The sequence below is a fragment of the Limnobacter sp. genome, from assembly GCF_036405155.1.
Lineage (GTDB): Bacteria > Pseudomonadota > Gammaproteobacteria > Burkholderiales > Burkholderiaceae_B > Limnobacter.
This window is the reverse complement of sequence record NZ_DASWYD010000004.1, coordinates 154,620-179,848: the sequence shown is the minus strand read 5'-3', so window position 1 is coordinate 179,848 and position 25,229 is coordinate 154,620. Positions and strand designations below refer to the sequence as shown.

General features: G+C 57.3%; 21 protein-coding genes. 14 read left to right on the top strand and 7 right to left on the bottom strand.

Annotated features, from left to right (window positions below; genetic code table 11):
* Nucleotides 1–178 precede the first annotated feature (178 nt).
* From VGE55_RS04700 to VGE55_RS04680, 5 genes are all read left to right on the top strand, one after another.
* Complete coding sequence (locus tag VGE55_RS04700; RefSeq protein WP_331130547.1) at nucleotides 179–1,159, top strand: lipase family protein; 981 nt, start codon at nucleotides 179–181, stop codon at nucleotides 1,157–1,159.
* A gap of 107 nt (nucleotides 1,160–1,266) precedes the next feature.
* Nucleotides 1,267–2,175 (top strand): dienelactone hydrolase family protein, encoded by a 909-nt coding sequence (locus tag VGE55_RS04695; protein ID WP_331130546.1) that lies wholly within the window; start codon nucleotides 1,267–1,269, stop codon nucleotides 2,173–2,175.
* 115 nt (nucleotides 2,176–2,290) lie between these two features.
* On the top strand, nucleotides 2,291–3,154 hold the full coding sequence (locus tag VGE55_RS04690) for an NAD(P)-dependent oxidoreductase (RefSeq protein WP_331130545.1): 864 nt from the start codon (nucleotides 2,291–2,293) through the stop codon (nucleotides 3,152–3,154).
* 14 nt (nucleotides 3,155–3,168) lie between these two features.
* Nucleotides 3,169–4,101: a DMT family transporter gene (locus tag VGE55_RS04685; protein WP_331130544.1), complete on the top strand. Its 933-nt coding sequence runs from the start codon at nucleotides 3,169–3,171 to the stop codon at nucleotides 4,099–4,101.
* Entirely contained in the window at nucleotides 4,098–5,081 is a 984-nt protein-coding gene (locus tag VGE55_RS04680; RefSeq protein ID WP_331130543.1) for a quinone oxidoreductase, read from the top strand. The genes VGE55_RS04685 and VGE55_RS04680 overlap by 4 nt, the downstream gene beginning before the upstream one ends.
* Before the next feature lie 10 nt (nucleotides 5,082–5,091).
* On the opposite strand, the gene VGE55_RS04675 is transcribed toward VGE55_RS04680, so the two are convergent.
* The gene (locus VGE55_RS04675) at nucleotides 5,092–5,931 is read right to left on the bottom strand and encodes an HDOD domain-containing protein (protein ID WP_331130542.1); all 840 of its coding nucleotides are present in this window, start codon (nucleotides 5,929–5,931) and stop codon (nucleotides 5,092–5,094) included.
* A gap of 180 nt (nucleotides 5,932–6,111) precedes the next feature.
* Here VGE55_RS04675 and VGE55_RS04670 point away from each other — a divergent pair, with 180 nt between their 5' ends.
* Genes VGE55_RS04670 through VGE55_RS04655 form a run of 4 tightly spaced genes read left to right on the top strand, consistent with a single transcriptional unit; the run spans nucleotide 6,112 to nucleotide 11,008 of the window.
* Entirely contained in the window at nucleotides 6,112–8,346 is a 2,235-nt protein-coding gene (locus VGE55_RS04670; protein ID WP_331130541.1) for a peptidase M19, read from the top strand.
* Nucleotides 8,343–8,741 carry a hypothetical protein gene (locus VGE55_RS04665; RefSeq protein WP_331130540.1) on the top strand — a complete coding sequence of 133 codons (399 nt, stop codon included), beginning with the start codon at nucleotides 8,343–8,345 and terminating at the stop codon, nucleotides 8,739–8,741. The genes VGE55_RS04670 and VGE55_RS04665 overlap by 4 nt, the downstream gene beginning before the upstream one ends.
* 16 nt (nucleotides 8,742–8,757) lie before the next feature.
* Nucleotides 8,758–10,215 (top strand): hypothetical protein, encoded by a 1,458-nt coding sequence (locus VGE55_RS04660; RefSeq protein ID WP_331130539.1) that lies wholly within the window; start codon nucleotides 8,758–8,760, stop codon nucleotides 10,213–10,215.
* 22 nt (nucleotides 10,216–10,237) lie between these two features.
* On the top strand, nucleotides 10,238–11,008 hold the full coding sequence (locus VGE55_RS04655) for a sulfite exporter TauE/SafE family protein (RefSeq protein WP_331130538.1): 771 nt from the start codon (nucleotides 10,238–10,240) through the stop codon (nucleotides 11,006–11,008).
* Here VGE55_RS04655 and VGE55_RS04650 read toward each other — a convergent pair.
* From VGE55_RS04650 to VGE55_RS04625, 6 genes are all read right to left on the bottom strand, one after another.
* Nucleotides 10,967–11,329: a phage holin family protein gene (locus VGE55_RS04650; protein WP_331130537.1), complete on the bottom strand. Its 363-nt coding sequence runs from the start codon at nucleotides 11,327–11,329 to the stop codon at nucleotides 10,967–10,969. The genes VGE55_RS04655 and VGE55_RS04650 overlap by 42 nt on opposite strands.
* A gap of 3 nt (nucleotides 11,330–11,332) precedes the next feature.
* Nucleotides 11,333–13,669 (bottom strand): ATP-binding protein, encoded by a 2,337-nt coding sequence (locus tag VGE55_RS04645; RefSeq protein WP_331130536.1) that lies wholly within the window; start codon nucleotides 13,667–13,669, stop codon nucleotides 11,333–11,335.
* A 7-nt stretch (nucleotides 13,670–13,676) separates the two neighbouring features.
* Nucleotides 13,677–14,651, bottom strand: coding sequence for an ABC transporter substrate-binding protein (locus tag VGE55_RS04640; RefSeq protein ID WP_331130535.1), 975 nt, complete (start codon nucleotides 14,649–14,651; stop codon nucleotides 13,677–13,679).
* A 116-nt stretch (nucleotides 14,652–14,767) separates the two neighbouring features.
* Nucleotides 14,768–17,470 (bottom strand): TRAP transporter large permease subunit, encoded by a 2,703-nt coding sequence (locus VGE55_RS04635; protein ID WP_331130534.1) that lies wholly within the window; start codon nucleotides 17,468–17,470, stop codon nucleotides 14,768–14,770.
* A 73-nt stretch (nucleotides 17,471–17,543) separates the two neighbouring features.
* Complete coding sequence (locus VGE55_RS04630; protein WP_331130533.1) at nucleotides 17,544–18,239, bottom strand: response regulator transcription factor; 696 nt, start codon at nucleotides 18,237–18,239, stop codon at nucleotides 17,544–17,546.
* Nucleotides 18,229–19,362 carry a sensor histidine kinase gene (locus tag VGE55_RS04625; protein WP_331130532.1) on the bottom strand — a complete coding sequence of 378 codons (1,134 nt, stop codon included), beginning with the start codon at nucleotides 19,360–19,362 and terminating at the stop codon, nucleotides 18,229–18,231. Before VGE55_RS04625 ends, VGE55_RS04630 begins: the two co-directional genes overlap by 11 nt.
* A gap of 238 nt (nucleotides 19,363–19,600) precedes the next feature.
* Here VGE55_RS04625 and VGE55_RS04620 point away from each other — a divergent pair, with 238 nt between their 5' ends.
* The 5 genes from VGE55_RS04620 to VGE55_RS04600 all read left to right on the top strand — a co-directional run bounded on the left by VGE55_RS04620 (nucleotide 19,601) and on the right by VGE55_RS04600 (nucleotide 25,210).
* On the top strand, nucleotides 19,601–19,828 hold the full coding sequence (locus tag VGE55_RS04620) for a hypothetical protein (RefSeq protein ID WP_331130531.1): 228 nt from the start codon (nucleotides 19,601–19,603) through the stop codon (nucleotides 19,826–19,828).
* A gap of 52 nt (nucleotides 19,829–19,880) precedes the next feature.
* Nucleotides 19,881–20,978, top strand: coding sequence for an NADH:flavin oxidoreductase/NADH oxidase (locus VGE55_RS04615; protein WP_331130530.1), 1,098 nt, complete (start codon nucleotides 19,881–19,883; stop codon nucleotides 20,976–20,978).
* Nucleotides 20,979–21,137: 159 nt separating this feature from the next.
* Nucleotides 21,138–22,322 (top strand): ABC transporter substrate-binding protein, encoded by a 1,185-nt coding sequence (locus VGE55_RS04610; protein ID WP_331130529.1) that lies wholly within the window; start codon nucleotides 21,138–21,140, stop codon nucleotides 22,320–22,322.
* 81 nt (nucleotides 22,323–22,403) lie between these two features.
* The gene (locus VGE55_RS04605; RefSeq protein WP_256764747.1) at nucleotides 22,404–23,282 is read left to right on the top strand and encodes a branched-chain amino acid ABC transporter permease; all 879 of its coding nucleotides are present in this window, start codon (nucleotides 22,404–22,406) and stop codon (nucleotides 23,280–23,282) included.
* A 5-nt stretch (nucleotides 23,283–23,287) separates the two neighbouring features.
* Nucleotides 23,288–25,210 carry a branched-chain amino acid ABC transporter ATP-binding protein/permease gene (locus VGE55_RS04600; RefSeq protein ID WP_331130528.1) on the top strand — a complete coding sequence of 641 codons (1,923 nt, stop codon included), beginning with the start codon at nucleotides 23,288–23,290 and terminating at the stop codon, nucleotides 25,208–25,210.
* Nucleotides 25,211–25,229: the final 19 nt, after the last annotated feature.

Sequence of the window (25,229 nt, the reverse complement as noted above, 5' to 3'; positions counted from 1 at the left end):
TAGGCAGCAATCAAGCGATGTATTAAAAAGTTTATACAAAAGCCGTAACACCAAACATTTTCGTGGTCTAGAAGCCCCCTTCGACCCAACCACGCTCAATGCGTTCACAGGCCGATCGGGGGTGCGCTTTGTTGCGAAATCGCTCCAATTTCTGTCCTCCTCCTCTGGCTTTGGTTTTTTGGCAAAACAAACCGCTGGAGCAGCCAACGAATACGTATTGGTAACACGCGGAACCGATATTGTGCCGGACTGGTTGACCGACGCCGATGTGGGCATCGCCATCGGCCCCAACCACAAAGTAGTCCACAAGGGCTTTCACGACACGTTCAAATCCTACCTCACGCAACTCGACGTGTTGTTGCGCCAGGTCGGGCCACCGCCCGCCATCATTCATTGCGTGGGGCACAGCTTGGGGGGCGCCTTGGCCAACCTCAATGCGGCCTTGCTGCATGAAAAGGGTTACACGGTGGCGTTGTACACCTTGGGCGCGCCCCGTGTGGGCCATTACCCGTTTGCAGCCGACCTTGAGACCAAATTACGGGGACGAATTTACCGGGTGGCCAACCGCTTTGACCCGGTTGCCATGGTTCCGGTGTTTCCCTTTTGCCATGCGGGCGTGCAGGACGACACCTACGTCACGCACGCTGGTGGCAGCTTGATCAACGTTGACGCGCACTCAACCGACCCCAGCAAACCGGGTTATGCCGTGCCCATGAACCATCCGGGCAAGTCGTGGGCAGACCTGAAACAACCCATGGTACGCCTTGGCGCATTGGATGAAACGCTGGACGATTCCATCAAAATTTTGGGTACTGGCCTGCTGTTCAGTGGTCAATTGTTGGTCTTGATCGGCCAAGCCATCCATGCCTTGTGCAGCAAAATTTCTCAAGCCGCCTTGTTGACCACACAGCGGTTTTTCGAAGGCTGTGCAGAGGCCACCGACCGCCTGGCGGAGTTACTGATGATCTGCTCTACACAGTCTTACATCATGAAGGAGGAGACCAAGGCGATTGTGAGAGCCATCATGCGATTTCTGGGGCGTACCGTCAATGGCGTGGGCGACCAAATCACAGTCATGGTTTTGCGGTGGGCCTTGTCTCAATTGACCACGGAGCTTCAAGCCAAGGCGACACTGGCTATCACGCGGCGGTATCGTTAAAAAAAGAATGGCGTGGCGGGTGCGCTGCGCCTTCTGTCTTTACAGCCACCACAGCTTCACCCTAGACTGTGGCCTCTTACCCACAGCTGGAAGCATCGGAGGCTGTCATGCAGCAAACCCCCACACTGAACAACATCCCAACCATTCCGCAAGAAGCGTTTGATTGGTACGACGAGTACGCCCATGGGCAAATCGACCGGCGAACCTTCATGACTCGGCTGGCCACACTGGCTGCCGCCGGCTTTGCCTTGAACACACTCACTGCGGCCTTGTTGCCGGACTACGCACAGGCCGAGCAGGTCAATTTCAACGACCCCGCCATCAAAGCCAGGTATGTGGAATTTGACTCGCCGCAAGGCCACGGCAAAGGCCGGGGTTACCTGGTGGCCCCTGCCACGCTGGGCAACGGCAAAGCGCCCGCCGTGTTGGTGGTGCACGAAAACCGGGGGCTCAACCCCTACATTGAAGACGTGGCCCGCCGCTTGGCCAAAGCTGGTTATCTCGCCTTTGCGCCCGATGCGCTGTTTCCCGTGGGTGGCTACCCTGGCAACGACGACAAAGGCCGGGAACTGCAATCCAGCCTGGTGCCTGAAAAAATCGAGCAGGACTTTGTGGCCGCAGCACGGTTTCTCAAAGCCCACGCCAACAGCAGCGGCAAGCTGGGCGTGGTGGGGTTTTGTTTTGGCGGTTACATCTGCAACTTCCTGGCGGCAACCCATCCGGAACTGCTGTCCGCAACCGTACCGTATTACGGCACACCGGCCAAAGGCGATTTGCCCAAGCAGGTGAAGGGCCCGCTGCTGCTGCATTTTGGCGAACTGGACAAGCGGGTGAATGACACCTGGCCCGCCTACGAAGCCACGTTGAAGGCTGGGCAAGTGCCCTACACTGCCCATGTGTACCCCAACACCAACCATGGTTTTCACAACGACTCCACCGCCCGATACGACAAAGACGCCGCAGAGCTTTCGTGGAACCGAACCTTGGCGTTTTTCAGTCAACACCTCAAAGCTTGAGCGCGAGGGCACTCGGGATTAGGGATTTCAGGGGGCGAACTTTTGCCGGCCTTGGGCTACAGTAACCAATCGATTGTCGGCATTTGGTTCAACCCCCTTACAAGGCTGAAAGAACATGGGATTGAAAGTTGCATTTTTGGGTTTGGGTGTCATGGGCTACCCCATGGCGGGGCATTTGGCCAAAGCGGGCCACACAGTGACGGTGTACAACCGCACCCTGGCCAAGGCGCAGCAATGGGTTGCCGAACATGGTGGCAAGCTGGCCCACACACCCATCAAAGCCGCCGAAGGGCAAGACCTGGTGTTTGCCTGCGTAGGCAATGACGATAACCTGCGCCAAGTGTGCACCGGCATTGATGGCGCCTTCCACGCCATGCAGCCCGGTGCCGTGTTTGTAGACCACACCACCGCCAGCGCCAAAATTGCCCGTGAACTGCATGAGCAGGCCGAAAGCTCCGGGTTTGGTTTTCTGGATGCCCCCGTGTCGGGCGGGCAGGCTGGCGCGCAAAACGGCCAACTGACCGTCATGTGCGGCGGCAATGAGGTGGACTTTGAAAAGGCCAAACCGGTGATCGCACACTTTGCCAAGGCCGTGACCTTGATGGGCGAGTCTGGCAGCGGGCAACTCACCAAAATGATGAACCAGATCTGCATTGGCGGGCTGGTGCAGGCGCTGTCTGAAGCCTTGAAATTTGGCATGAATGCTGGCCTGGATGTGAACAAGGCGCTGGATGTGATCAGCAAAGGGGCAGCCCAAAGCTGGCAAATGGAAAACCGGGGCCGCACCATGGTGAAAGACGAATTCAATTTCGGCTTTGCTGTGGACTGGATGCGCAAAGACTTCTCGCTGGTGCTGGAAGAAGCCCGGCGCAATGGCTCGCAACTGCCGGTTACCGCCCTGGTTGACCAGTTTTATGCCGAAGTGCAGGCCATGGGTGGCGGGCGCTGGGACACCTCCAGCCTGATCAAACGACTCTGACCACAACCACCACCTTGAGTACCACCCGAGCGCTGCTGGAGCGCTCGCCAACCGCGTGGGGCATTGGCCTGGCGTTGGCAGGCGCCATCTGTTTTTCAGCCAAGGCCATTGTGGTCAAGCTGGCGTATGCGCACGGGGTGGACGCCTCCACCTTGCTGGCCATGCGCATGTTATTGTCGCTGCCCCTGTTTTTAGGCGCGCTGGTGTACACCAGCGTGAAAGGCCACAGCAGCGAGCGCCTGACACTGCGGGACTATGGCCTGATTGGCGTCACCGGTTTGTTGGGCTATTACCTGGCCAGCCTGTTCGACTTCATGGGCTTGCAGTACATCACGGCTGGCCTTGAGCGGCTGATTTTGTTCACCTACCCATCGCTGGTGTTGCTCATGGGGTGTGCCATACGCCAGCAATGGCCGCAACGCTGGCAACTGGGTTGCATGGGCCTGGCCTATGTGGGTTTGATGGTGGTGTACGGCCATGAAACCGTGTTGACTGGAGCAAACACCGCGCTGGGTTCTATCCTGGTGTTTTTGTCCTCCATCAGCTACGCTTCCTACCTGATTTTGGGCGAGCGTTTGCTCAAGCGACTGGGCACCATCCGCGTCACAGCACTGGCCACGTTGGTGTCTGCAGCGGCCATTCTGGTGCAAATCAACATTCAACAACCCATGTCGGTCATTTGGCATCAACCCGCCGCGGTGTGGGGCTGGTCTGTGGTGAATGCGGTGTTCTGCACCTTTGTGCCCGTGTTTGCCGTCATGACAGCCATCAGTTTGATCGGCGCACCACGCGTCTCTCAACTGGGCATGGTGGGGCCCATTGCCACCATTTTTTTGGGCACCTTCATTCTCAACGAACCCTTCACGATTTGGCACGCCGCGGGCACCGCACTGGTGCTGGCAGGCGTGGCCCTGTTAACACTCAGGAAGCACAAGGAGTCAGCATGAATACCACCGTTCAAACCATTCGAATCCACCGCATCGGCGGCCCTGAAGTATTGCAGATGGACACCCTGGAACTGGGCCCGCCGCAAGCGGGCGAAGTGCAGGTGGAGCACAAAGCGATTGGCCTGAATTTTATTGAAGTGTATTGGCGCACCGGCCTGTACCCCCTGCCCTTGCCGAGTGGCTTGGGCACGGAGGCAGCGGGTGTGATCACAGCCGTGGGGCCTGGTGTAACAGGTTTCCAAGTAGGGGACCGCGTGGCCTATGCCTCTGGCCCAGTGGGTGCCTACAGCACACGGCGCAACATGCCCGCACAGCCCTTGGTGAAACTGCCAGATGGTATTGGCTTTGACACGGCAGCCGCTATCATGTTGAAAGGGTTGACTGCACAGTACCTGCTGCGCCGTGTCTACCCGGTGAAGGCGGGCGACACCATCCTCTTCCATGCGGCTGCAGGTGGTGTCGGCTTATTGGCTTGCCAGTGGGCCAAGGCGTTGGGTGCCCGGGTGATTGGGACCGTGTCCACCCGTGCCAAAGCTGAACTGGCCATGGCCAACGGCTGTGATGACGTGATTGTGACCTCGGAAGAAAACACCGTGGAGCGCGTGAAAGCACTGACGGGTGGCAAAGGGGTGCCGGTGGTGTACGACAGCGTGGGCAAAGACACGTTTGTGACCTCGCTGGACTGCCTGAAACCGCGGGGCATGATGGTGAGTTTCGGCAATGCCAGCGGTGCAGTGGACCCAGTGCCGCTGGGTTGGTTGGCCCAACGGGGTTCATTGGTTTTAACCCGCCCCACATTGGCCAGCTTTACAGCCGATTCAGCCGAACTGCAGGAAAGCGCCAACGAATTGTTTGATGTGGTGATGCAGGGCATGGTGAAGGTTCACATCAACCAACGCATGCCCTTGGCCGATGTGGGCCGCGCCCATGAACTGCTGACCAGCCGACAAACCACCGGCTGTACGGTGCTCATGCCCTGAAAACCGGCGATTAGGCACCCGTGTCACCATTGCCGTAGCCCACCATCAGCATCAGGTTGTTGTACCGCAACTGCACATCCCGCTCAAAACGCGGGAAGTTGGTGCTTTTGAGTTCAAACAAGGTGCAGTGTTCGGGTGCCAGCGCCTGCAACGTCACCTCGGGTGGGTCCTCGCGGTGGCGGTGCAGCACATGGGCACATTTCAAGATTTCGGTCATCCACGCAGTCGGCTGAAATGGCTCGTCCACATATTGCTGGGCAACAGCATGTACCATGACAGGGGGCAACTTCCACACCGCCAGCATTTCTCCGCCCATCTGCCCGTGGTCCACGCCAAACAGTTCACGCTCCACGCGCGCAAGCTTGTCCTCGTCTTCTTCCCAGTTGAACAGCACCTGGTAGGCATCGCCCTCCTGACCCAGCAACACGAGCATGCCAATGTTGTGGAACAACCCAGTGGACATGGCCAACACCGAGCTGAGTTCACAGCGGTTGGCCAGGGTGTAGGCAGCGCAGCCCATCCACAGGGCCTGGCTCCAGAATCGGTCCAGATTCACCTCGTTCCACGGCGGGTATTGGGTGATGCCTCGCAACATTTCAGTCTGAATGTACCCCCGCACACTGGACAGGCCAATCACCACCAGGGACTCCTCAATACTGCTGATTTGGCCACTGACCCCGTAAAACGGAGAATTGGCGACCCGCAGCAATTTGGCGCTCAACACAGGGTCCAATTGAATGGATTGGGCAAGTTCGGCCATCCCGATCTGGTCATCCATCACCTTGGCCAACAAATGGCTGGACTGACCCAGCAGAATTGGCAAGCGGGACTGTTCACACAAATAAGTCATGGCGTCACCTCCAAAACAGTTGTATCGACACAAATCTGCCTTTATGAAGCGGAAGTTGGTGTGCTTCTGTCAAAGTTCTGACAAAGCCGGGGTTTTGCTGACAAACCAGCGAATCTGTCCGCTGTGTTGTCCAGTAACAGTATTTACACATTCAAAGCCATCACCGCCGTGGGACGAGACATGAGCACTGGAACGCACCGACCTTATCGCGCAGGCCAATGCCTGAGCACCCTCAGCCTGCTGGTCTTCACGGCCATGCTGGCGGCCTGCAACAGCGATTCAGGCTCCCTGGCCGCAGGCGGCTCAACGGGCACCCCAACCTCGCCCAGCGAAGTGGTGATCAAACCCACCGCCTTCAACATTGCCAACCAGTGCCATGCGCTGCAGTCGGTCGCCAGTGGCAAGTACGTGTCAGTGACCACGGGGGGAACGTACGCGGTGGACCAAACCCTGCTGTCCAAAGCGGCACCGTTTTATTTAAAACCCACAGCCTTGGGCAAATACATGGTGTTCAACACCAACAAGCAACTCATGCAGGGCGCGGGCAACACCGCCGGAACACCGGTGGCGAGTACCACGGCTTATTCCGACAGCATTGAATGGTCGGTGCTGGACGATGAGCGCGGTCGGGACGGGTTTTCACTCACCAACACCGGCAACCAGATGAAACTGGCCCTGCTGGACAGCAGCAGCACCCTGGGCTCTGTGGAAAAAGCCGCCACGGGCAGCAACACCCTGTTCCGCTTTGTACCCACCCAGGGCTGCGCCGAATTCCCGGAAATTTCCACCAACACAACCGGCGACAGCTTCACCGGCGCTGGCGAAAACCAGGCCCTGCGCGGTTTTGCGGATGTGCACAACCACATCACGGCGACCACATTTTTGGGTGGCGCACACCACGGGCGGCCGTTTCACCGCTTTGGCGTAACCCAAGCACTGGACAGTTGCCAAACCGACCATGGCCCCGACGGACGGCTGGACCTGGTGGAAAACCTGTTCAAGGGCCAACCCCAAGCCACGCATGACACCGTGGGCTGGCCCACCTTCAATGACTGGCCGGCAGCCGACTCGCTGACCCACGAAGGCCTGTACTACAAATGGCTGGAACGCGCCTGGAAAGCCGGTTTGCGCATTTTCGTGACCAACCTCGTGGAAAACGAAACCCTGTGCAACCTGGTGCGCAACACCAAGGGCAAGCCCACCCAGAACTGCAATGAAATGGACAGCGCCGTGTCGCAAATTACATTTGCACGCGACCTGGAAAGCTATGTGGATGCGCAATACGGTGGCAATGGCAAAGGCTGGTTTCGCATTGTGACCACCCCGGCCGAAGCCCGCAAAGTGGTCAACGAAGGCAAACTGGCCGTGGTGCTGGGCATTGAGATTTCGCACCTGTTCAACTGCGGTGTGAAGCTGGGGCAAGCCCAATGCGACCAGGCTGAAATTGACCGGCAACTGGACCGCCTGTACAACCTCGGCGTGCGGCAAATGTTCCCCATTCACGAGTTTGACAATGCCTTTGGCGGCAACGGCATTTTCGACGGCTTGATCCTGAACGGCGGCAACTTCCTGGACACTGGCGCATTCTGGACCACCTACGACTGCCCCGGTGGTGACAACAACTACAAGGATTACATTTTGCGCCAGCCCGGTGCGGTCATGACCTCGGTACCCGGTTTGGGCAACGACCCGCTTAGCTCCGCTGTTATTGCCAACAACCCTGGTCTGCCCGTGTACCCATCGGCCGAAAACCGCCGCCAGTGCAACAAGCGCGGCTTAACCGAGTTGGGTAAATACGCCTTCAAGCGCCTCATGGAGCGCGGCATCATCATCGAGGTGGACCACCTGGAACTGTCCATCAAAGGCGATTTGATTGACCTGGCCGAACGCCAGGTACCGGCCTACCCGCTGGTGTCCACCCATGGTGCGCATGGCGGCATTACCCGTGAGCAGGCCCGCCGCATGATTGCTGCCGGTGGTTTGGTTTACCCGTACCAAGGCAACGCACAAGCCTGGACGCAAGACTTCAAACTCATCAGCAGCCTGAAGAGCCCGAAATACGACTTTGCAGTGGGGTATGGCGCTGACACCAACGGCTTGGGAGCCCAGGCAGGCCCACGGGGTGCAGACCGGCCGCAAATCAAATACCCCTTCACCCTGTTTTCCGGCAAAGACTGGGATGGTGTGTTCAACAAATCGGTTAGCCCGGTCAAATTTGACCAGCAAAAAAGCGGCGAACGCATTTACGACGCCAATTCAGAAGGACAAGCCCATTACGGCCTGAAAGCCGACTGGGTGGAAGAGGTGCGATTGGAAGGCGGCAACGAGGCCTTGAAAGCCTTGTACAACTCGGCCGAGGTGTATATTCAAATGTGGGAACGTACCCAGGCCAAACGCAGCAAAATCAATCCATGAACAAACGTGCTCTTGTATACCTGGCCTTGGTCAGCGCCGTGCTGGCCGGGGCTTTTTTGTATGTACAGTCGGTGCAAACCCCTGCACCAACAACGCCCACCAGCAACGCACCGGCTGGCGACGCTGCACAGGCATTGCCCCAACTGACCGTGCTCAGCGGCAAGCTGACCTCCGAGCCCATTCGGCTGACCACCAAAGTTGGCGGAAAAGCTGAGTTTTTGGTGTTCACCGACCAAGCCGATGAGTTACATGTGCACGGCATCGACCAAACCATTGCATTGCCTGCGGGGCAAACCACGCGAGTGAGTATTCCGGTGAAGGACAGCGGGTCGTTCGAGATGGAATTGCACCACGCCGAGGCCATTCTGGGCGTGATTGAGTCCTACCCCAATTAAAGCCCCTGCCTTGCCCATGAACAAGGCCCACTTTCAAACCTGCATGCTGTTGGCAGCCAGCTTGCCCAGTGTGTGCATGGCCCACGGGTTTGGCCAAACCTTCACATTGCCCATGCCCTTCTGGATGGTGGCTTGGGCCAGCAGCGCGGTTCTGCTACTCACATTTGCGTTGTTGGCCATTTCAACGCCAACACCTGCGCAACAGCCTTCAGAGGCATCTTTATCACCTAACGCGCTGGCTCAAGCACACCCACAGTGGCCCCTGCAGTTGGCTCAAACCGTGAGCCTGCTGGTGTTTTTTTTGGCAGTGTATGCCGGCTTTGCGGGCACGCAAAACCGCAACAGCAATTTGGCCATGACCTATTTCTGGATTGTGTGGCTGCTGGCCGGGGTTTACACCATGGGCTTGCTGGGCGGCTGGACAGGCCCGTGGTTCAACCACCTCAACCCCTACCGCATCTCGTTCAGTGGCTTTCAAACACAGCGCCAACCCTACCCGGCTGGCCTGTCGCATTGGCCAGCCGTGTTGGGCTTGGTGGGGTTGGCCTGGCTCGAGCTGTTTGGCCACACCCGCCCTGTTCACGTGTCGTGGATGCTCAGCCTGTATGGTCTGTATGCCCTGCTGGGTTGCTGGCTGTGGGGCAGCCACACCTTCTTTGCCAAAGCCGACTGGTTCAGCCTGTACTTCGACTGGCTGCACCGCATGGGTATCTCGGTTCGGCAGGTGTTTCAACCTGGCTTTCAAGCAAACAACACCGCAGCAGGGCTGCAACAAGCCGCCCCAAGCCTGGCCAGCGTGGTGTTTGTATTGGGCCTGTTTTCCACCACGGCCCTGGACGGGCTGAAAGACACGCAATGGTGGTTGAAATCCGTGTGGCCGTGGTTTGTGGCATGGGCTGCCCCCATGACCGGCTACCCATTGGAAACCCTGCAAACCAACCCCATGCAAGCCAGCGCCGTGTTGGGTGGCGCCTTCGGTGTGTTTGAACAAGTCACCGTGCTGTTGAGCCCCTGGGTATTGGGTGCTGTGTTTTGCCTCACACTCTGGCTGGGACTGAAGCTGGGCCGTGCCCGCATGTCAATCGCTCAAGCCATCTTGCAGTTTGGCCCAGCGCTGATGCCGATTGTGCTGGCTTACAGCCTGTCGCATTACTTCACGCTGATTCTGACCCAAGGCGTGCAGATTGTTCACCTGCTGTCCGACCCCCTGGGCCGAGGCTGGAACATGCTAGGCACCCGCAACCTGTGGCGTGCACCGGTTCTATTGGATGCTCAGCTCATTTGGTGGATGCAGCTCACCATGATTGTGGCCGGTCACGTTCTATCGGCTGTGTTGGCCCATCGACAAGCCTTTGCGCACCTGCCCACCCGCCGGCAGGCCAACCTTAGTCAGTTGCCGATACTGGCCTTGATGGTCGCTCTCACCGTGCTGGGTTTGTGGATTTTGTCTCAACCCCTGCAACTGGGCCGATGAAGCACACTTTGGAGCGCATGCCGTGAGCCTGTTGATCCTGTTGAGTCTGGCTGCGTTTTTCACCTCCAGCGTGACGGCCACGCTGGGCATTGGGGGCGGGGTTATTCTGCTGGCCATCATGGCCCAACTGTTGCCACCCAGCGTGCTCATCCCATTGCATGGGGCAGCGCAGTTTTTGTCCAACATCAACCGGGTGTGGGTGCAACACCGGCACATTGACTGGTCGTACATCAAACCTTTCACAGTGGGTGCAATTGTGGGCACTGTGGTGATAACGCCAGTGGCCTTGTGGGTGCCGCAAGGCTGGGGCATGGTGGTGTTGGGGCTATTCATTTTGGTGGCCACCTGGCGGGCACAGTGGCTCAAACTGCAAGCCTGGCACCCGGCTGCTTCGGGTGGTGTGACCACGGGCCTGAGCATGGTGCTGGGCGCCACTGGCCCACTGGTGATGAGTGTGCTGCCCAAGCAATGGCAACGCATGACCGTGGTGGGCACCCACGGCATGGCCATGACCATTCAGCATGGGTTGAAGCTGATCGCCTTTTCGAGCCTGAATGTGGAATTGTGGAACCACTGGGACCTGCTGCTGGGCCTGACCGTGGCCACCCTGGCCGGTAACCGGGTGGGTGCCAAACTGCTGGGCCACTTGCCAGAGCGACATTTTAAAACCGCGCTGGACTGGACGCTGACCCTGCTGGCTCTGCGCTTGGTTTGGCAGGGCCTTGCGCTGCTGAATTTACCAACCTTGGACTTACAGACGTTCGATTTTCACCTCGGGCTTGAACGCCAGTGAATTGAGGAAGGTGGCAAACACGGAATACAGCAATGCCGCCAGCACCGCCCACCAAAACCCATCCACTCGAAAACCACTGAGCACCGAACCCACCCAATAAAACATCAAGCCGTTGAGCAGGAAATAAAACAGGCCCAAGGTGAGCACGGTGAGTGGCAAGGTCAGAATGGTCAGCACAGGCTTTACCACGGTATTGACCAAACCCAAAATGAGTGCAGCCCACAACGCAGAGGTGAACCCATTCACGTGAACACCTGGCAACAGATAGGCAACCGCCATCAAGGCCAGCGCATACAACACCCAACTCAGCAACAATTTCATGGTTCAGTTCTCCTTGGCGGGTGGAATGTTGGGCGTTTTTGTACGCACCAGGTTGCCCAGTGTGCTCAACAACACATCGGGCTGCAAGGGTTTTGGCAGCACACAGGTCATGCCGGCTTTCAAGGCGCGTCGTTCATCCTTGGGCTCCACCTCACCAGTGAGGCCGATGATGGGCAACGCCGCATTCATGGCGTAGGACCGAATATGCTCGGTGGCTTCCAGGCCGTCCATCAAAGGCATTTGAATGTCCATCACCACCGCCTCAAAATCATGGTTCGGCTGTTTGAGCAAACTCACCGCCTCCAGGCCATGCCGTGCACGCACTGTCCGGTAGCCACGCCCTTTCAATATGCCGTCAAGCACCTTCAAATTCAATTCGCTGTCGTCCACAATCAGCACCCGCTGGCCATGTGCCAACTCAGGCGATTCCGCATCATCAAAGTCGCCGTGAACCGGATTGAGCAATTGCTGAAGTTGAAGGGGGGTGAGCGGTTTAACCACCACCGCCGCAATCGAGTCTTCCAGGTGCTGGTCCATGAGCACTTTGGCGTCACTGCCTTTGGCCAGCATCACAAAGCGGACATCCCCGAGCGAACTGGCTTGCACCACCCTCAACACAGACTCTCGAATGCCCTGATGCGCATCAAAGTCCACCACAATCAGCAGACTGCCCTCGGGAAATTGGGAGCGAATCAAGGGCAACTGCGTGGCCAAGCCGTCCACATCGGCCACCACATGCAAGCTTCGACCCAGGCAACGGCTGACATTTCGCAAAGCCAACACCTGCAGCGGGCTTTGAGAGACCAGCACCACCGGCAATTGATGGCGTGCCATGTCATCGCGTGCCCGTCGGGGCGAGTCCATTGACTGCGCATGCGCCGGCAAGCGCAGGGGCAATTCAAACCAGAAGCAGCTGCCTTTGCCCAACGTGCTGTCAAAACCCACATGCCCACCCATCAGTTCAGCCAGGCGTTTGACCAAGCTCAGGCCCAAACCCGACCCACCGAACTCCCGAGCCACCGATGGCGAGGCTTGTGAAAATTGCTGGAAGAGGTGTTGCTTGGCATCGTCGGCCAGACCAACGCCCGAGTCATGCACCTCAATGCGCAACCACACGCCATCCCCCTGCGGCTGCACCACGGTCAGAACAAGGCGAACATGGCCTGCCGGGGTAAACTTCACCGCGTTGCCCAAAAGGTTCACCACCATCTGGCGAATGCGCAGCTCATCACCCACCACCTGCAAGGGCAGGTCGGGCGATGGATCAATCATGAGTTCCAGCGACTTTCCAGCTGCTGCGCCCGACATCAGCCCACCCAGCTTGTCCAGTAGGTCCAATATGGAGAATTCTCGCTCCTCCAAGTCCATGCTACCCGACTCGATCTTGGAAATATCCAACACATCACTGACCAAATCGATCAGGTTGCGTGAGGTTTTTTCAAGGCTCTCCAGCAGCACCCGTTGGTTGTTGGACGTGGCCGTGTCCTTCAACAAATAGGTCAATCCAACAATGCCATTGAGCGGCGTGCGAATTTCATGGCTCATGGTCGACAGGAAGTCGCTCTTGGCTCGACTCGCCTGCAGCGCCTGTTCCTCCGCCTGCCGCAGTTCATCATTTTGTCGGGACAGGCTTTGGGCCATGCTGTTCACCGCCATCGCAACTTCCGCAATTTCATCCCGACCAGAGACTTCGCAAGTGGCAGAGTGGTCACCAGAGCGAATGGCATTCGCCGTGGTTTGCAGTTTGAGCAAGCTGTTCAGTACCCCCCAGCGCAGCAGCACCACCAACAGGACAATCACCACGACGAAGAACCCCAGGCCCAACGCGGTGATCATGACCAAGGTCTGAAGCGCGCTGCGTTGTTGCTTGTTCACCTCGGTGGACAAGGCATGGCCCATCTCGACAATCACTTGCGCCTCGGTCACCAGGCGATCCACAATCAACTGCTCACGGCGAATCTGGAACGCGGCAGACGACTCGCTGGACGAATGGTCAATGGCAATCAACTCATTGAAGATGGGTTTGATTTCACGCACACCATCGGCGAAATCGTCCATGTCCTCAATATCATCTGGACTGGCTTTGAGGGTCTCCAAACGCGCAGTCAAGGCATCGTACGTGGCATACCAGCTTTGTACGGCCGTTGGCGACTTGAACAACACATACTCTTGAGTCAGGCCCAACAGGTTGGCCGACAAACGGGTGATGTCCTGCGCATATTCCGCCTGTTTGAGATCATTGAATTGCTGGCGCAAAATCCAGACGTTCCCAATCACCATCAGCAGCACACAAATCAGTGTGCTGGCAATCGTCAAGTTGATTTTGCTGGAGACGCGCATGGTGCTGTTACCTCAGGGTCACGGCCTGGGGATCCACCTTGCGCAGAAAAGACGGATTCACAAATTGAATGTAGTTGGGAATGACACTGCCGGAAGGCACATGCCCTTCGCGGACAGCCCAGTTGGCCTGTCCGTCCAGGGTGCGCATCAACGATTGATTCAAGCTGAGCTTGTACCGGTAATCATCGAAAATGCGTCCAATAAGGTCTGGAGAAATTTTCAGGCGAACCGAGAGGATTTTCTTGGCGCGCTCTGGATGGGTATTGATGAAATCACAAGCCTGTTGCAATGACAGGACGATTCGCTCCACCAGGAGTGGACTGGCATCCAAAACGCTTTTGTTGCCGATCAGGTTGAAGGTTTCCGTATACAGCCGCGGAACCTTGACAAAGCTGACTTCATCGGCCAAGTCGTAGGCAGCCTTGGACGCATAAGGCTCCCACACCACAACGGCATCCACCTGCTTTGAGCGCAGCATATCTTGCGTCTGGTCAGGGTTCATCGGCTTGAGCGTTACCTGCTGGGGATTGATGCCGTGGTACAACAAAATCAGGTCTGTAAAATATTGGCTGGCAGCACCCTTGATGTAGGCAATGCGTTTGCCCTTGAGATCCGAAGCCAGTTTGACGCCCGCATCGCGACGAACCAGTAACTTCAAATCATTCGAGGTGGACACGAATGTGGCCAGGATTGCAAAGTCTTGACGCTTGAAACTGCTGAACATGACTGGCAGTTCAGTGGCCGTGGACAGGTCGGCTGCGCCATCGTGCATCATGGACAGACAGCGAACGCCGCCCACGCAGGGCAGCAACTCGACCGATGCCGAATTTTTCTGGAAAAAACCTTCGGAATCCGCGACAAACACCGGCAAACTCAACACGGTGTTGGACACAGCGATTTTAACGGGGGGGGCTGCATGGACCGACAGGCTGTGCAACAAGCCCAGCAAACCCAGGATGGTCCATCGAAACAATTTCAGCATCGGATCATGCATGCACACTGTGTCAAGAATGACCTCAGTGTACGTGATCTGACGCTGGATTGCCTGCCCCGGCGCGGGTGTGCCGGAGCAGGTGTTGGAATTCCATCAAACTTCCGTTAGCGGCTTTCCTCGCGCTCGATCAGCCATGTCCCGTTTTTGCGAACAAACGTGACACGTTTCTTGCTGGTTTCCTTCAGAACATCCGATTGATATTCCTGAACAAAATCAGCCGTGGCCTTGTCGCCCTTCACCTCGATGTGGGTGTTTTTCAGGCGGATTGAAATCGATTGTTTCGATTCAATCTTGCGCGTGCGGTCCTGGTCCCAAGCTGGGCGCTTCATGCCTTTGGCCGACACAAAATCGGGGCTGTACGCGGCCAGGTATGCAGGCACATCCTTGTTGGACCAGGCGGTGGCCCACTTCATCAGCGCTTCGTCGATTTCACCAGCCGGGTCGGCAGCAGGTGCAGGCATGGCCACCGCCGGGCTCGCGGCTTGAGCCCCGGTCGAATTGCCAGCGGGAATGGGCTGGGAAGGCGCCTCCACCAACTGGGGTTCAGCAGGCGCTGCAGCGTCCGGGGCAACCGCAGCCGGGTCGGCCGCCGGGGGCTCTGCAGCTGGCGTCGCCGCCGGTTGAGCATCGCTGACGGGCACAGGCTCGGCAGCATCATGCTCGGCAGGGCGGATCAAATGCGCCAGGGGTTTCAGCACCTCGAACTTTTGAACAGCCAATGGACCGTAGGCGGTGATTAACATCCCCACCGTCATCACCACGGTGGGCAAAATCCACCGCTCATAGCGCCAGTAGAACGACTTGCGCTTGACCTCATTGTCGGCTTTTCGCACCTCTTCATCGCCAATCACCAAGCGCGTGAGCAACTGGTTCAAGGCCACGGGCGGCATGAGGTAACCCAATTCAAAGGCCACCAACACCATCATCCAGAAATGCAAGGGGTCAATGCCGTTGTTGTAGGCGATGGGCGCCAAGGTGCCCGACACCAGAATCACCGCACCGAAGGGGTCCATCACCATGCCCAGAATCACTTTGGTGATCATGAGGAAGGTCATGGCGGTCCAGGCACTGCTGAAGGTCTTGGGTGCCAGGTCCATGATGCCCGAACGTTCGACCACGCCACCGATGGCCAAAGACAAAGCCATCAACATGATCAGCGCGCCGATGTGACCAACGGCCTCGGACGTTGCAAATCGGATGGCTGGCTCAACGCCTTCCTTGCGGTCGTCCACGTGGCCGTGTTCATTGACACCACCCAGCGTGCCCTTGGGCGTGCGCAATTTGTCGAACACCAGCAGAATGAACATGATGGCGGGCATGATCACCGGCGCAGAGCTCTCGTTCAGCTCAGTGTCCAGCAAATATTTGTAGCCCAGCACAACAGCCATGACCAAGGCCACGTATGGCAACACTGGCACAATTTCACGCATCATCTTGGGCAGGGCCACCAATGGGCGCTCAACCGCTGCCTTCTTGCGACGGGTCAGTTGCGAGAAAATGAAGAACAGCGTGGACGTCAACAGGAACACATAGAAGCCATAGTGGTACAAGGCACTGGACGTGACCTGCTTGTTGAGCGCTGCAATCAGCACCACCAACAAACAGGGCCGCAACACCACACCCAGCGAACCGGACATGGCTGTGGCCGCCAACGCAAACTGGCGTGTACCGCCGGCTGCGCGAACCTCGTTGTACACAATGCCGCCTGCTGCAATCACGAAAATACCAGAGGCACCCGTGTAGGCTGTGGGCAACGCAGCCGCCAGCAAAATAATGTAGGTGAGCAATTCTGGCGACAACTTCCAGGGCCGCAGAATGTTCATGAACAAATCCACAATGCGGCTTTGCTTGAGCAACATACCGGCCCAAATGTACAGCGCCAAGCTGAGGAAGATGCTGGGCAGTTCAAGCAGTTGGTTGACGTAAATCGCCAGGCCAGGCCAGTTGCCGTGCGTGAAGAAATACACGCCGGCCACCATGCCCATCATGCCAAACAGCGGCACCGACAGCAGGGCATTGAACACCGTGCCACCCTTTTTCAAATGCGCAGGCGGACGCAGCACCTGTTTCAGGCTGATACCCGCCAAAGTGACGAACAGCGCAATCCAGATGAAGTGGGTGATGGGGTGTTCCATTTTCACCCCGGCGTTGGCCGAGATGTCGTAATAGGCCACGGAGGAGATCGCCGCAAAAATGCTGGCCACACCCACAGAACCTGTTGCAAAGCGGTAATCGAGAACCGACAGCGGGGGGCGAATCACCACGTGGTGAACACCCACTGTCGTAATGACCGCAGCCAGTGCCACCATGATCAGCAACACCAGTGGACGGTTTTCCGTGCCTGTTTTGAACAGGTCGAAGAAGCCGGTTTCAATGGAGGTGAAGGTTTTCAGCTTGCCCGTCATGAGCTTGGACACCTTGGTGTACCGCTCAGTCTCTTCTTTACAGAGATTATTGGCTGCAACAACCGCTTCCCGAATTTCATTGGGATCCGGCGGGGCCATTTCACCCATCAAGTCGCCCAAGCCACCGTCATCCGCCTTGGGAGCCGCCAATTGCTTGGCCACCTCGGCATCAATGTCAGTCACCACGGTGCAGGTGGGTTTGGGGTTGTCACCCCGCAACATGAAATATTGAATGCCTTGCTCAGGCACGCCGAACATCGATTCACCGATTTTCAGCAACTGGCCGTGCACCATTTCGCCGGTGCCGATGATGAGAGTAAAAATCAGCAAGCCAATGATTGGCAAGCCGAAAAACCATTCGGACACGGTTCGCCCGAACAGTTGTCGCCCTGTTGTCTCCATATAACCCTGTCTTGTATTTGTTTGTAATTTGGTCGCTTATGGGAACACAGGGGGCGTAAAAAAAACGTAAAAATCAGGGCAGCTGGAGCCGATACCCTAAACCCGGTTCAGTCAGCAATAGCTTGGGCTCCGAGGGATTTTCCTCCAGCTTGGCCCGCAGTTTGCTCATCAAAATCCGCAAGTAATGGGTGTCGTCCAGGTACTCCGGCCCCCAAACGGTCTGCAACAACTCCCGCTGTTTGACCAACTTGCCCGGCGCCCGCGCCAGAATCATGAGTGTTTTCAGCTCTTTGGCAGTGAGGTGGATTTTTTCACCGGCGCGGTAAACAGCCTCGTGTTCCACGTCAATGCTCAAGTCGCCAGCCACCAGCACAGGGCCGGGCAAGGGGTTTTGCGCGCCCCCTTGTCGACGCAAGTTGGCACGCACACGGGCCAGCAACTCATTCACCCCAAAGGGCTTGGCAATGTAATCGTCTGCGCCCATGTCAAGGGCGGTCACTTTGTCAATCTCGGCTTCACGCGCAGACAACACCATCACGCTGGCGCTGGTCAGCTGGCGCTGGCGGTGCAACCAGTCCAGTCCATCACCATCGGGCAGTCCAAGGTCCAGCAAAATCAGCGAGGCGGCAGGGTCTGGCAAGGCAGCATTCAATGCCGCCAGCTTGCCAAACACTGCCACGTCATAGCCCTCCACACCCAGTGCTGTCTGCAGCAGTTGGGCAATGTGGGTGTCGTCTTCCACCACCAAAATGCGGGGCTTAAGGCTCATCGCTGGTCCAGTCGGGTTGTTCATGCCATTCAAAAGCCAGGGTGACTTTGGCACCGCCACCTGGCCTGTTGTGAATACGCAGTGTGCCATGGTGCAGCTCGGCAATGGTTTTGACAATCACCAAACCCAGACCGTAGCCGGTGGCCGTGGCCTGTCGGGCCTGTTCATCGAAAGCCTGGATGTTGGCCGTGCTGAAATGTTCCGGGAAACCCCGTCCGCGGTCACTGACAGACCATTCAATGCAAGGTGGGCTGCAAAGGGTATTGCTGACGCAATCAATCACCACAGGCTCAAGGGGTGAGCCTGCAGCATGGTCGCCACGCAGGTTTGCAGTCAGCGCATTGTCCAGCAGGTTGGCCAGTGCCTGGGCCAGCAACAAGCCATCGCCTTTCACAAACAGCGGTGGGTTGGGCATGTGCACTTCGATGCCGCAGGGCAGTTTGCGCAGGCGGTAACGCCGCACGGTGGTTTCCACAACCTCAGACAGGGATTGCCAGGCACGGGGTTCGGGCAAGGCCTTCAGTGATCGGAGCTTGACCAAGGCCAGCACGTTTTCAGCCGAACTCACCAGATGGAATGCCTCATGCTCGATGGATGAAATCAATTGGCGGCGCTCATGGTCCTGCAATCGGTCGTATTGGGTGCCCAGTGACGTGGAAGCCCCCAGTATGGCCGTGAGCGGGGTCCGCATGTCATGCGACAGCGAGGCCAGCAACTGGCCTTTCACCCGCTCCTCATGCGACTGCATCAAGCGCTCTTGCGCCTCCGTCAGGCGGGCCAGGGTGCGCTCGGCCTCCTCGGTTTTGTCTTTGAGCTTTTGCACCAGGGTGTTCACCAGCAACGATGTCCCGAGATAGGCCGCCAGTACAAAATAAGAACGCGGGTCGGGCACATGCAGGGAATAGCGAGGGTCTACGATGAGGTAATTCACCAACAAGTACGACAACACCGCCACAGCCAGCGACACCGAGCGGGCAAAGTTGTAGGCCGACACCACCACGGCAAACAGGTACAGGGTAATGGAAGCGAGCGGGCTGTAGTCCAGCAGGATCAACTCCACCAGTGCTGTGATGGACAACAGCACTGCCGTGGCTTGCAGGCTTTGGACCGGGAGGGGTTTCATCGAAGCGCGCTCAAAGTGGCATGTGGCGCCAGTGTACTCAAAAGCGCGACAGCTTCGCAGTTTGGCAACAAAGACGCTCCATTTCGGCGCCCCGCATTTATGAACTTTTCATGAAAATTCAAGCACTTTGGAAGATAGATTCTATTTTGTGCACAACTGTACACTTTGGTAGTGACACTCTAGACGCACCGGGGTATTGTTGACTCGTTGGTCATTAACGTTTCAAAGGAGATCAACCATGAAGACCTTCAACAATGCCTTGTCGCATGCAGTGGCCTCGGCTGTGCCCACGTTCATTTTGCTGAACCTCAATGGCACAACCCTGTTCCACGGGTTTGAGTCCACCGTCGCCGTGGCACTGCTGGTGGGCGGCTTGTCCGCCACCGCGCAAATGCTCAGTGACACCTTTCGTCAACCCGGGCGCCCCACAGGCAAACGGCGAACACTGAAGGCCAAACAAGCCTGATTCAACCACCCAACGCCCACAAGGGGTCTACAATGCGCAGCAGGTTCACCCGGTGAGCCTGCTGTTCATTTTTCTGGAGTACCCCGCCATGTCCCACCTGTTTCAACCATTTCCCCTTCGCAGCATTACCCTGAAAAACCGCATCGGCATGTCGCCCATGTGCCAATACTCGGCGGTGGATGGCGTGCCCCAACAGTGGCACACCGTGCACTACGGCAGCCGTGCGCTGGGCGGCGCGGGCTTGGTCATTGTTGAAGCCACCGGCGTGAGTGCTGAAGGCCGCATCAGCCCGGGCTGCCTGGGTTTGTGGAACGACACACAGCAACAGGCGCTGAGCACATTGCGCAGCCTCATCGAACAGCAAGGCGCCGTGGCCGGTATCCAACTGGCCCATGCAGGCCGCAAAGCCAGTGTTGGATTGGGTTGGCAAGCGCAACGCACACTAACAGCCGACGAAGGCGGATGGCCCACGGTGGGCCCATCGGCCATTGCGTTTGGCGAAACCTATGCTGCCCCTGTTGCATTGGATGAAGCTGGCATTGAAGGCCTGATTGAGCAATTCGCTGCGTCGGCCAAACGCGCGCTGGCAGCGGGTTTCCAAGTGGTGGAAGTGCATGCTGCACATGGCTATTTGCTGCATCAGTTTTTGTCGCCACTGGCCAACCAGCGCAGCGATGACTATGGCGGCAGCTTGGAAAACCGCATGCGTTTTCCGCTGGCCGTGGTCAAAGCTGTGCGCGCCGTTTGGCCCGAACATTTGCCTGTGTTGGTGCGGGTATCGGCCACCGACTGGGTGGACGGTGGTTGGACCATTGAGGACACCGTGACCTTTTGCAAACACCTGAAAGCATTGGGTGTGGACCTGGTGGATGTATCCACGGGCGGCATGGTGCCCACGGCAAAAATTCCGGCAGCGCCGGGCTTCCAGGCCCCATTTGCCCAACGCATTCGCGCTGAAGCAGGCCTGCCCACCGCCACGGTGGGCTTGATCACCGAAACCCAACAGGCGGAAGAATTGCTGGAAACAGGCCATGCCGACCTGGTGCTGCTGGGGCGTGAACTGCTGCGCAACCCCATGTGGCCCTTGCTCTCAGCCCGTGAGATGAACACCCCAGCAGAGTGGCCCGCACAATACAAACGGGCCTCTTAAACGCGGCTCAACCGCATCAACGGGATAACCCTAAACCGGGTTTGTCCCGATGATTTCTACAAAAATGCTGCGCTATCGTTGTGGCTCTGGTGGTGTTCAACACACCACCGCATAACCACAACAATATTTTCTCAACACTCACAAAGGTTGGAGCAAGGCATGAAATTCCGGTTGAATTCATTTGTAGTTGCATGTTCGTTTGCAGTGGCGGCTTCGTCAGCGCTGGCTGCAGAGCCGATCAAGATTGGCGTCTCTGGCCCCTTCACAGGTGGCTCCTCTTCCATGGGCGTGAGCATGCGCGACGGTGTTCGCCTGGCCGCCAAGGAAATCAACGCCAAGGGTGGCATCTTGGGCCGTCAGCTTCAGTTGGTGGAACGCGACGACGAAGCCAAAAACGAGCGCGGTGTGCAAATTGCACAAGAGCTGATTGAAAAAGAGAAGGTGGTTGCAACAGTTGGTTTCATCAACACCGGCGTGGCACTGGCCGCACAGCGTTTTTACGAAGATGCCAAAATCCCCGTCATGAACAATGTGGCAACCGGCACTATCATCACCAAGCAGTTCCCCGACAAACCCGAAAACTATGTGTTTCGCAATTCGGCTGCTGACTTCATTCAATCGCCCATGATTGTGGAAGAGGCGGTCACCAAGCGTGGCTTCAAGAAAGTGGCGATTCTGGCCGACTCGACCAACTACGGTCAGTTGGGCCGCCAGGACCTTGAAAAAGCCCTGGCTGCCAAAGGCATCAAACCCGTGACGGAAGAGAAATTCAACATTGGTGATGTGGACATGACCGCCCAGTTGTTGAAGGCTCGCCAAGCGGGTGCCGAAGCGGTGCTGACTTACGGCATTGGCCCAGAGCTGGCACAAATCGCCAACGGCATGGCCAAGTTGGGTTGGAAAGTACCGATGATCGGCAGCTGGACACTGTCCATGGCCAACTTCATTGACACCGCTGGTGCCAATGGCAACGGCGCCATCATGCCGCAGACCTTCATTCAAGACCCCAACACACCCAAGCGCAAAGCATTCATTGATGCCTACCTGAAGGAATTCAATCCCAAGAATGGCCGCATTGATTCGCCCGTGTCTGCTGCGCAAGCCTACGACTCCATCTACCTGCTGAAGGCTGCGATGGAACAGGCCAAGTCCACCGAAGGTCCAAAAATCCGCGAGGCTTTGGAAGACCTGAAAGCGCCTGTGGAAGGTGTGGTGACCACTTACAAAAAGCCTTACACCAAGGACAACCACGAAGCCATCACCTCGGACATTCCTGTGATGGGCCTGGTGAAAGACGGCAAAGTGATTTACGCCCACCCCGAAGACAAGGCCAAGAAATCCTGATTGGCTGAACCCCGAAAGCGACTCCCACAAGGAGTCGCTTTTTTGCACGTCGATGAATAACACTCGTCTGAAGGACAGGGTATGGAAATCCTATTGCAACTCGTCTACAGCGGCATTGCGCTGGGGATGATTTACGCCGTGATCGCGTTTGGTTATCAACTAACCTTCGCCACTTCCGGCACACTGAATTTTGGACAAGGCGAGGCGCTGATGCTGGGTGCACTGGTGGGCTTGTCCATTGTTGAAAAACTCGGCCTGAACTACTGGCTGATGCTGCCGATTGTGTGCGTGTTTGGCATGCTGCAGGGCGGCTTGGTCGAGGCAGTGGGCGTGCGCCCCGCCATCAAGATCAAATCGGAATTTGGATGGATCATGTCCACCATTGCGCTGGGCATCATCTTCAAAAACACCGCTGAAAATATTTGGGGCCGCGACAACTTCCGCTTCCCCTCCCCCTTGCCCGAAATGCCCATCAACGTGTTTGGCGGCAATGTGCTGCCCATGGAAATTCTGGTGGTGGTGGGTGCCATTCTGATGATGTTGGCGGTGGAATTTTTCAACCGCAAAACCATTTACGGCAAAGCCGTGGTGGCCACATCGAACGACCGCGACGCAGCAGCGCTGATGGGCATCAACACCGGCGTGGTGATTTCATTCTCGTATGCACTCTCCTCCATGACAGCCGCGCTGGCTGGCGTGCTGGTGGCCCCCCTCACACTGACCGGTGCCACCATGGGTGCCGTGCTGGGCCTGAAGGCCTTTGCAGTGGCCATCATCGGCGGCTTGAACAGCGGCCTGGGCGTGGTGGTGGGTGGCATTATTCTCGGCATCGCCGAGACCACCACCGGCTTTTACATTTCCACGGGCTACAAAGACGTACCAGGCTTGGTGCTGCTGCTGCTCGTGCTCGCCATCAAACCCGCTGGCCTGTTTGGCAAGCTGGCCATTAAAAAGGTGTGATCGCGATGAACGCATTCAAAAAACTACTGATTGGCCTGGGCTTTGCGGCCATTTTCATCTTCCCGGTGGTGCAAACCAACCCGTACTACATCCACCTGGTTGAAACCATCATGATCTACACCATCCTGCTGTTTGGGTTGGACATTGTGGTGGGCTACACCGGCCAGGTGTCGCTGGGCCATGCCGGTTTGTTTGGCATTGGTGCTTACACAGCCGGTGTGTTGTTCATGCACATGCATGCGCCCATTTGGGTCACTGTGCCAGCGGCCATCGCCATCACTGCCGCGTTTGGTGCGGTGTTGGCATTGCCCGCCCTGCGCGTCACAGGCCCTTACCTGGCCATGGTCACACTGGCGTTTGGCACCATCATCCAGATTTTGATCAACGAGATGGACTGGCTGACCGAAGGCCCCATGGGTGTGCGTATTCCCAAGCCACACCTGGATGGCGTGCAAATGGGCGATGAACAGTACTACTGGTTGGTCGCTGTGCTGATGGGACTGTCCATGCTGGTGGTGCACCGAATTCTGAAAAGCCATTTGGGCCGCGCCTTTGAAGCGCTGCGCGACAGCCCGGTGGCCTCAGACTGTATGGGCGTGTCGGTGTACAAATACAAGGTGATTGCCTTTGTGTTGAGTGCCGGTTTTGCAGGTTTGTCCGGTGCCTTGTACTCGTATTCCGAGCAGTACATTTCCCCCAACACCTACAACTTTGAACTGACCATTCTGTTTTTGCTCGCCATCATCATGGGTGGCCGCAAAACACGACTGGGCGCCATTCTCGGTGCTACCATCATTGTGATGTTGCCCAAACTGCTGGACGACATTCACACCTTCCGCATGGTGGCCCTGGCCTTGGCGGTGGTGGTGCTGGCGGGTTCGCTGGTGGCCATTTCCCGCAAAATTGCACAGCCCCGCACGCTGCTCATTCCCGTGCTGGGTACTGTGGGTTTGGCGGTGTTTGCCTATAGCCTGAAAAACATCACCGACTGGCGCTTGACGATTTTCGGCTTGATGATTTTGCTGGTGGTGTACTACCTGCAAGACGGCATTGTCGGCTTTGTGAAAAAATGCCGCGACTTGCTGGTGGGCCAACGCACCATGCCCCCCGCACCACCCATGGATGGCCGTGATGCCATTTCAGCGGCCGTGCGCAGTGGCCCGGAGCAAATCCTGAAAGCCAACAACCTGCTGATGCAGTTTGGCGGTGTGAAGGCGCTAAACAATGTGGACCTGGTGGTGCAGCGTGGCAGCATTCACGGCTTGATCGGCCCGAATGGTTCCGGCAAGTCCACCATGATGAACGTGCTGACCGGCATTTACGTACCCACCGCCGGTGCCATTCAATTTGTGGACGAACAAATTCACGGCAAATCGTCTGCACACATTGCGCTCAACGGTATTGCCCGCACATTCCAAAACGTGCAGTTGTTTGGCGAAATGACCGCACTGGAAAACGTGCTGGTGGGCCTGCACCACACCTTCCGCAGCACGCTGCCCGAAGTGGCCTTGAAATTGCCACGGCACAGCCGCGAAGAAAAAGAAGCCACCACCCGCGCCATGAACCTGCTGAACTTTGTGGGCCTGGCCGACCTCGCGATGGAAGAAGCCCGCAACCTGCCCTACGGCAAACAGCGGTTGCTGGAAATTGCCCGTGCGCTGGCGCTGGACCCCCGCCTGTTGCTGCTGGATGAACCCGCCGCGGGCCTGACAGCGCCTGACATCAAAGAGTTGGTGGCCATCATCCACAAAATTCGGGAACACGGCATCACGCTGATTCTGATTGAGCACCACATGGACATGGTGATGGCCATTTGCGACACCGTGACCGTGCTGGACTTTGGACAGAAAATTGCGGAAGGCACACCCGCCGAAGTGCAAACCAACGAGAAGGTGGTGGAAGCCTACCTCGGTGGCGAAGCCGCCTGACCCCGCAGAACAAGGACGA

Excerpts from the sequence above, each read along its gene's own strand:
- VGE55_RS04620 (WP_331130531.1), top strand. The coding sequence starts at position 19,601 with ATGAAGACCTTCAACAATGCCTTGTCGCATGCAGTGGCCTCGGCTGTG.
- VGE55_RS04650 (WP_331130537.1), bottom strand. The coding sequence starts at position 11,329 with ATGAAATTGTTGCTGAGTTGGGTGTTGTATGCGCTGGCCTTGATGGCG.
- VGE55_RS04690 (WP_331130545.1), top strand. The coding sequence starts at position 2,291 with ATGGGATTGAAAGTTGCATTTTTGGGTTTGGGTGTCATGGGCTACCCC.
- VGE55_RS04625 (WP_331130532.1), bottom strand. The coding sequence starts at position 19,362 with ATGAAACCCCTCCCGGTCCAAAGCCTGCAAGCCACGGCAGTGCTGTTG.
- VGE55_RS04605 (WP_256764747.1), top strand. The coding sequence starts at position 22,404 with ATGGAAATCCTATTGCAACTCGTCTACAGCGGCATTGCGCTGGGGATG.
- VGE55_RS04630 (WP_331130533.1), bottom strand. The coding sequence starts at position 18,239 with ATGAGCCTTAAGCCCCGCATTTTGGTGGTGGAAGACGACACCCACATT.
- VGE55_RS04695 (WP_331130546.1), top strand. The coding sequence starts at position 1,267 with ATGCAGCAAACCCCCACACTGAACAACATCCCAACCATTCCGCAAGAA.
- VGE55_RS04600 (WP_331130528.1), top strand. The coding sequence starts at position 23,288 with ATGAACGCATTCAAAAAACTACTGATTGGCCTGGGCTTTGCGGCCATT.
- VGE55_RS04670 (WP_331130541.1), top strand. The coding sequence starts at position 6,112 with ATGAGCACTGGAACGCACCGACCTTATCGCGCAGGCCAATGCCTGAGC.
- VGE55_RS04680 (WP_331130543.1), top strand. The coding sequence starts at position 4,098 with ATGAATACCACCGTTCAAACCATTCGAATCCACCGCATCGGCGGCCCT.
- VGE55_RS04665 (WP_331130540.1), top strand. The coding sequence starts at position 8,343 with ATGAACAAACGTGCTCTTGTATACCTGGCCTTGGTCAGCGCCGTGCTG.
- VGE55_RS04660 (WP_331130539.1), top strand. The coding sequence starts at position 8,758 with ATGAACAAGGCCCACTTTCAAACCTGCATGCTGTTGGCAGCCAGCTTG.
- VGE55_RS04640 (WP_331130535.1), bottom strand. The coding sequence starts at position 14,651 with ATGCTGAAATTGTTTCGATGGACCATCCTGGGTTTGCTGGGCTTGTTG.
- VGE55_RS04645 (WP_331130536.1), bottom strand. The coding sequence starts at position 13,669 with ATGCGCGTCTCCAGCAAAATCAACTTGACGATTGCCAGCACACTGATT.
- VGE55_RS04635 (WP_331130534.1), bottom strand. The coding sequence starts at position 17,470 with ATGGAGACAACAGGGCGACAACTGTTCGGGCGAACCGTGTCCGAATGG.
- VGE55_RS04675 (WP_331130542.1), bottom strand. The coding sequence starts at position 5,931 with ATGACTTATTTGTGTGAACAGTCCCGCTTGCCAATTCTGCTGGGTCAG.
- VGE55_RS04610 (WP_331130529.1), top strand. The coding sequence starts at position 21,138 with ATGAAATTCCGGTTGAATTCATTTGTAGTTGCATGTTCGTTTGCAGTG.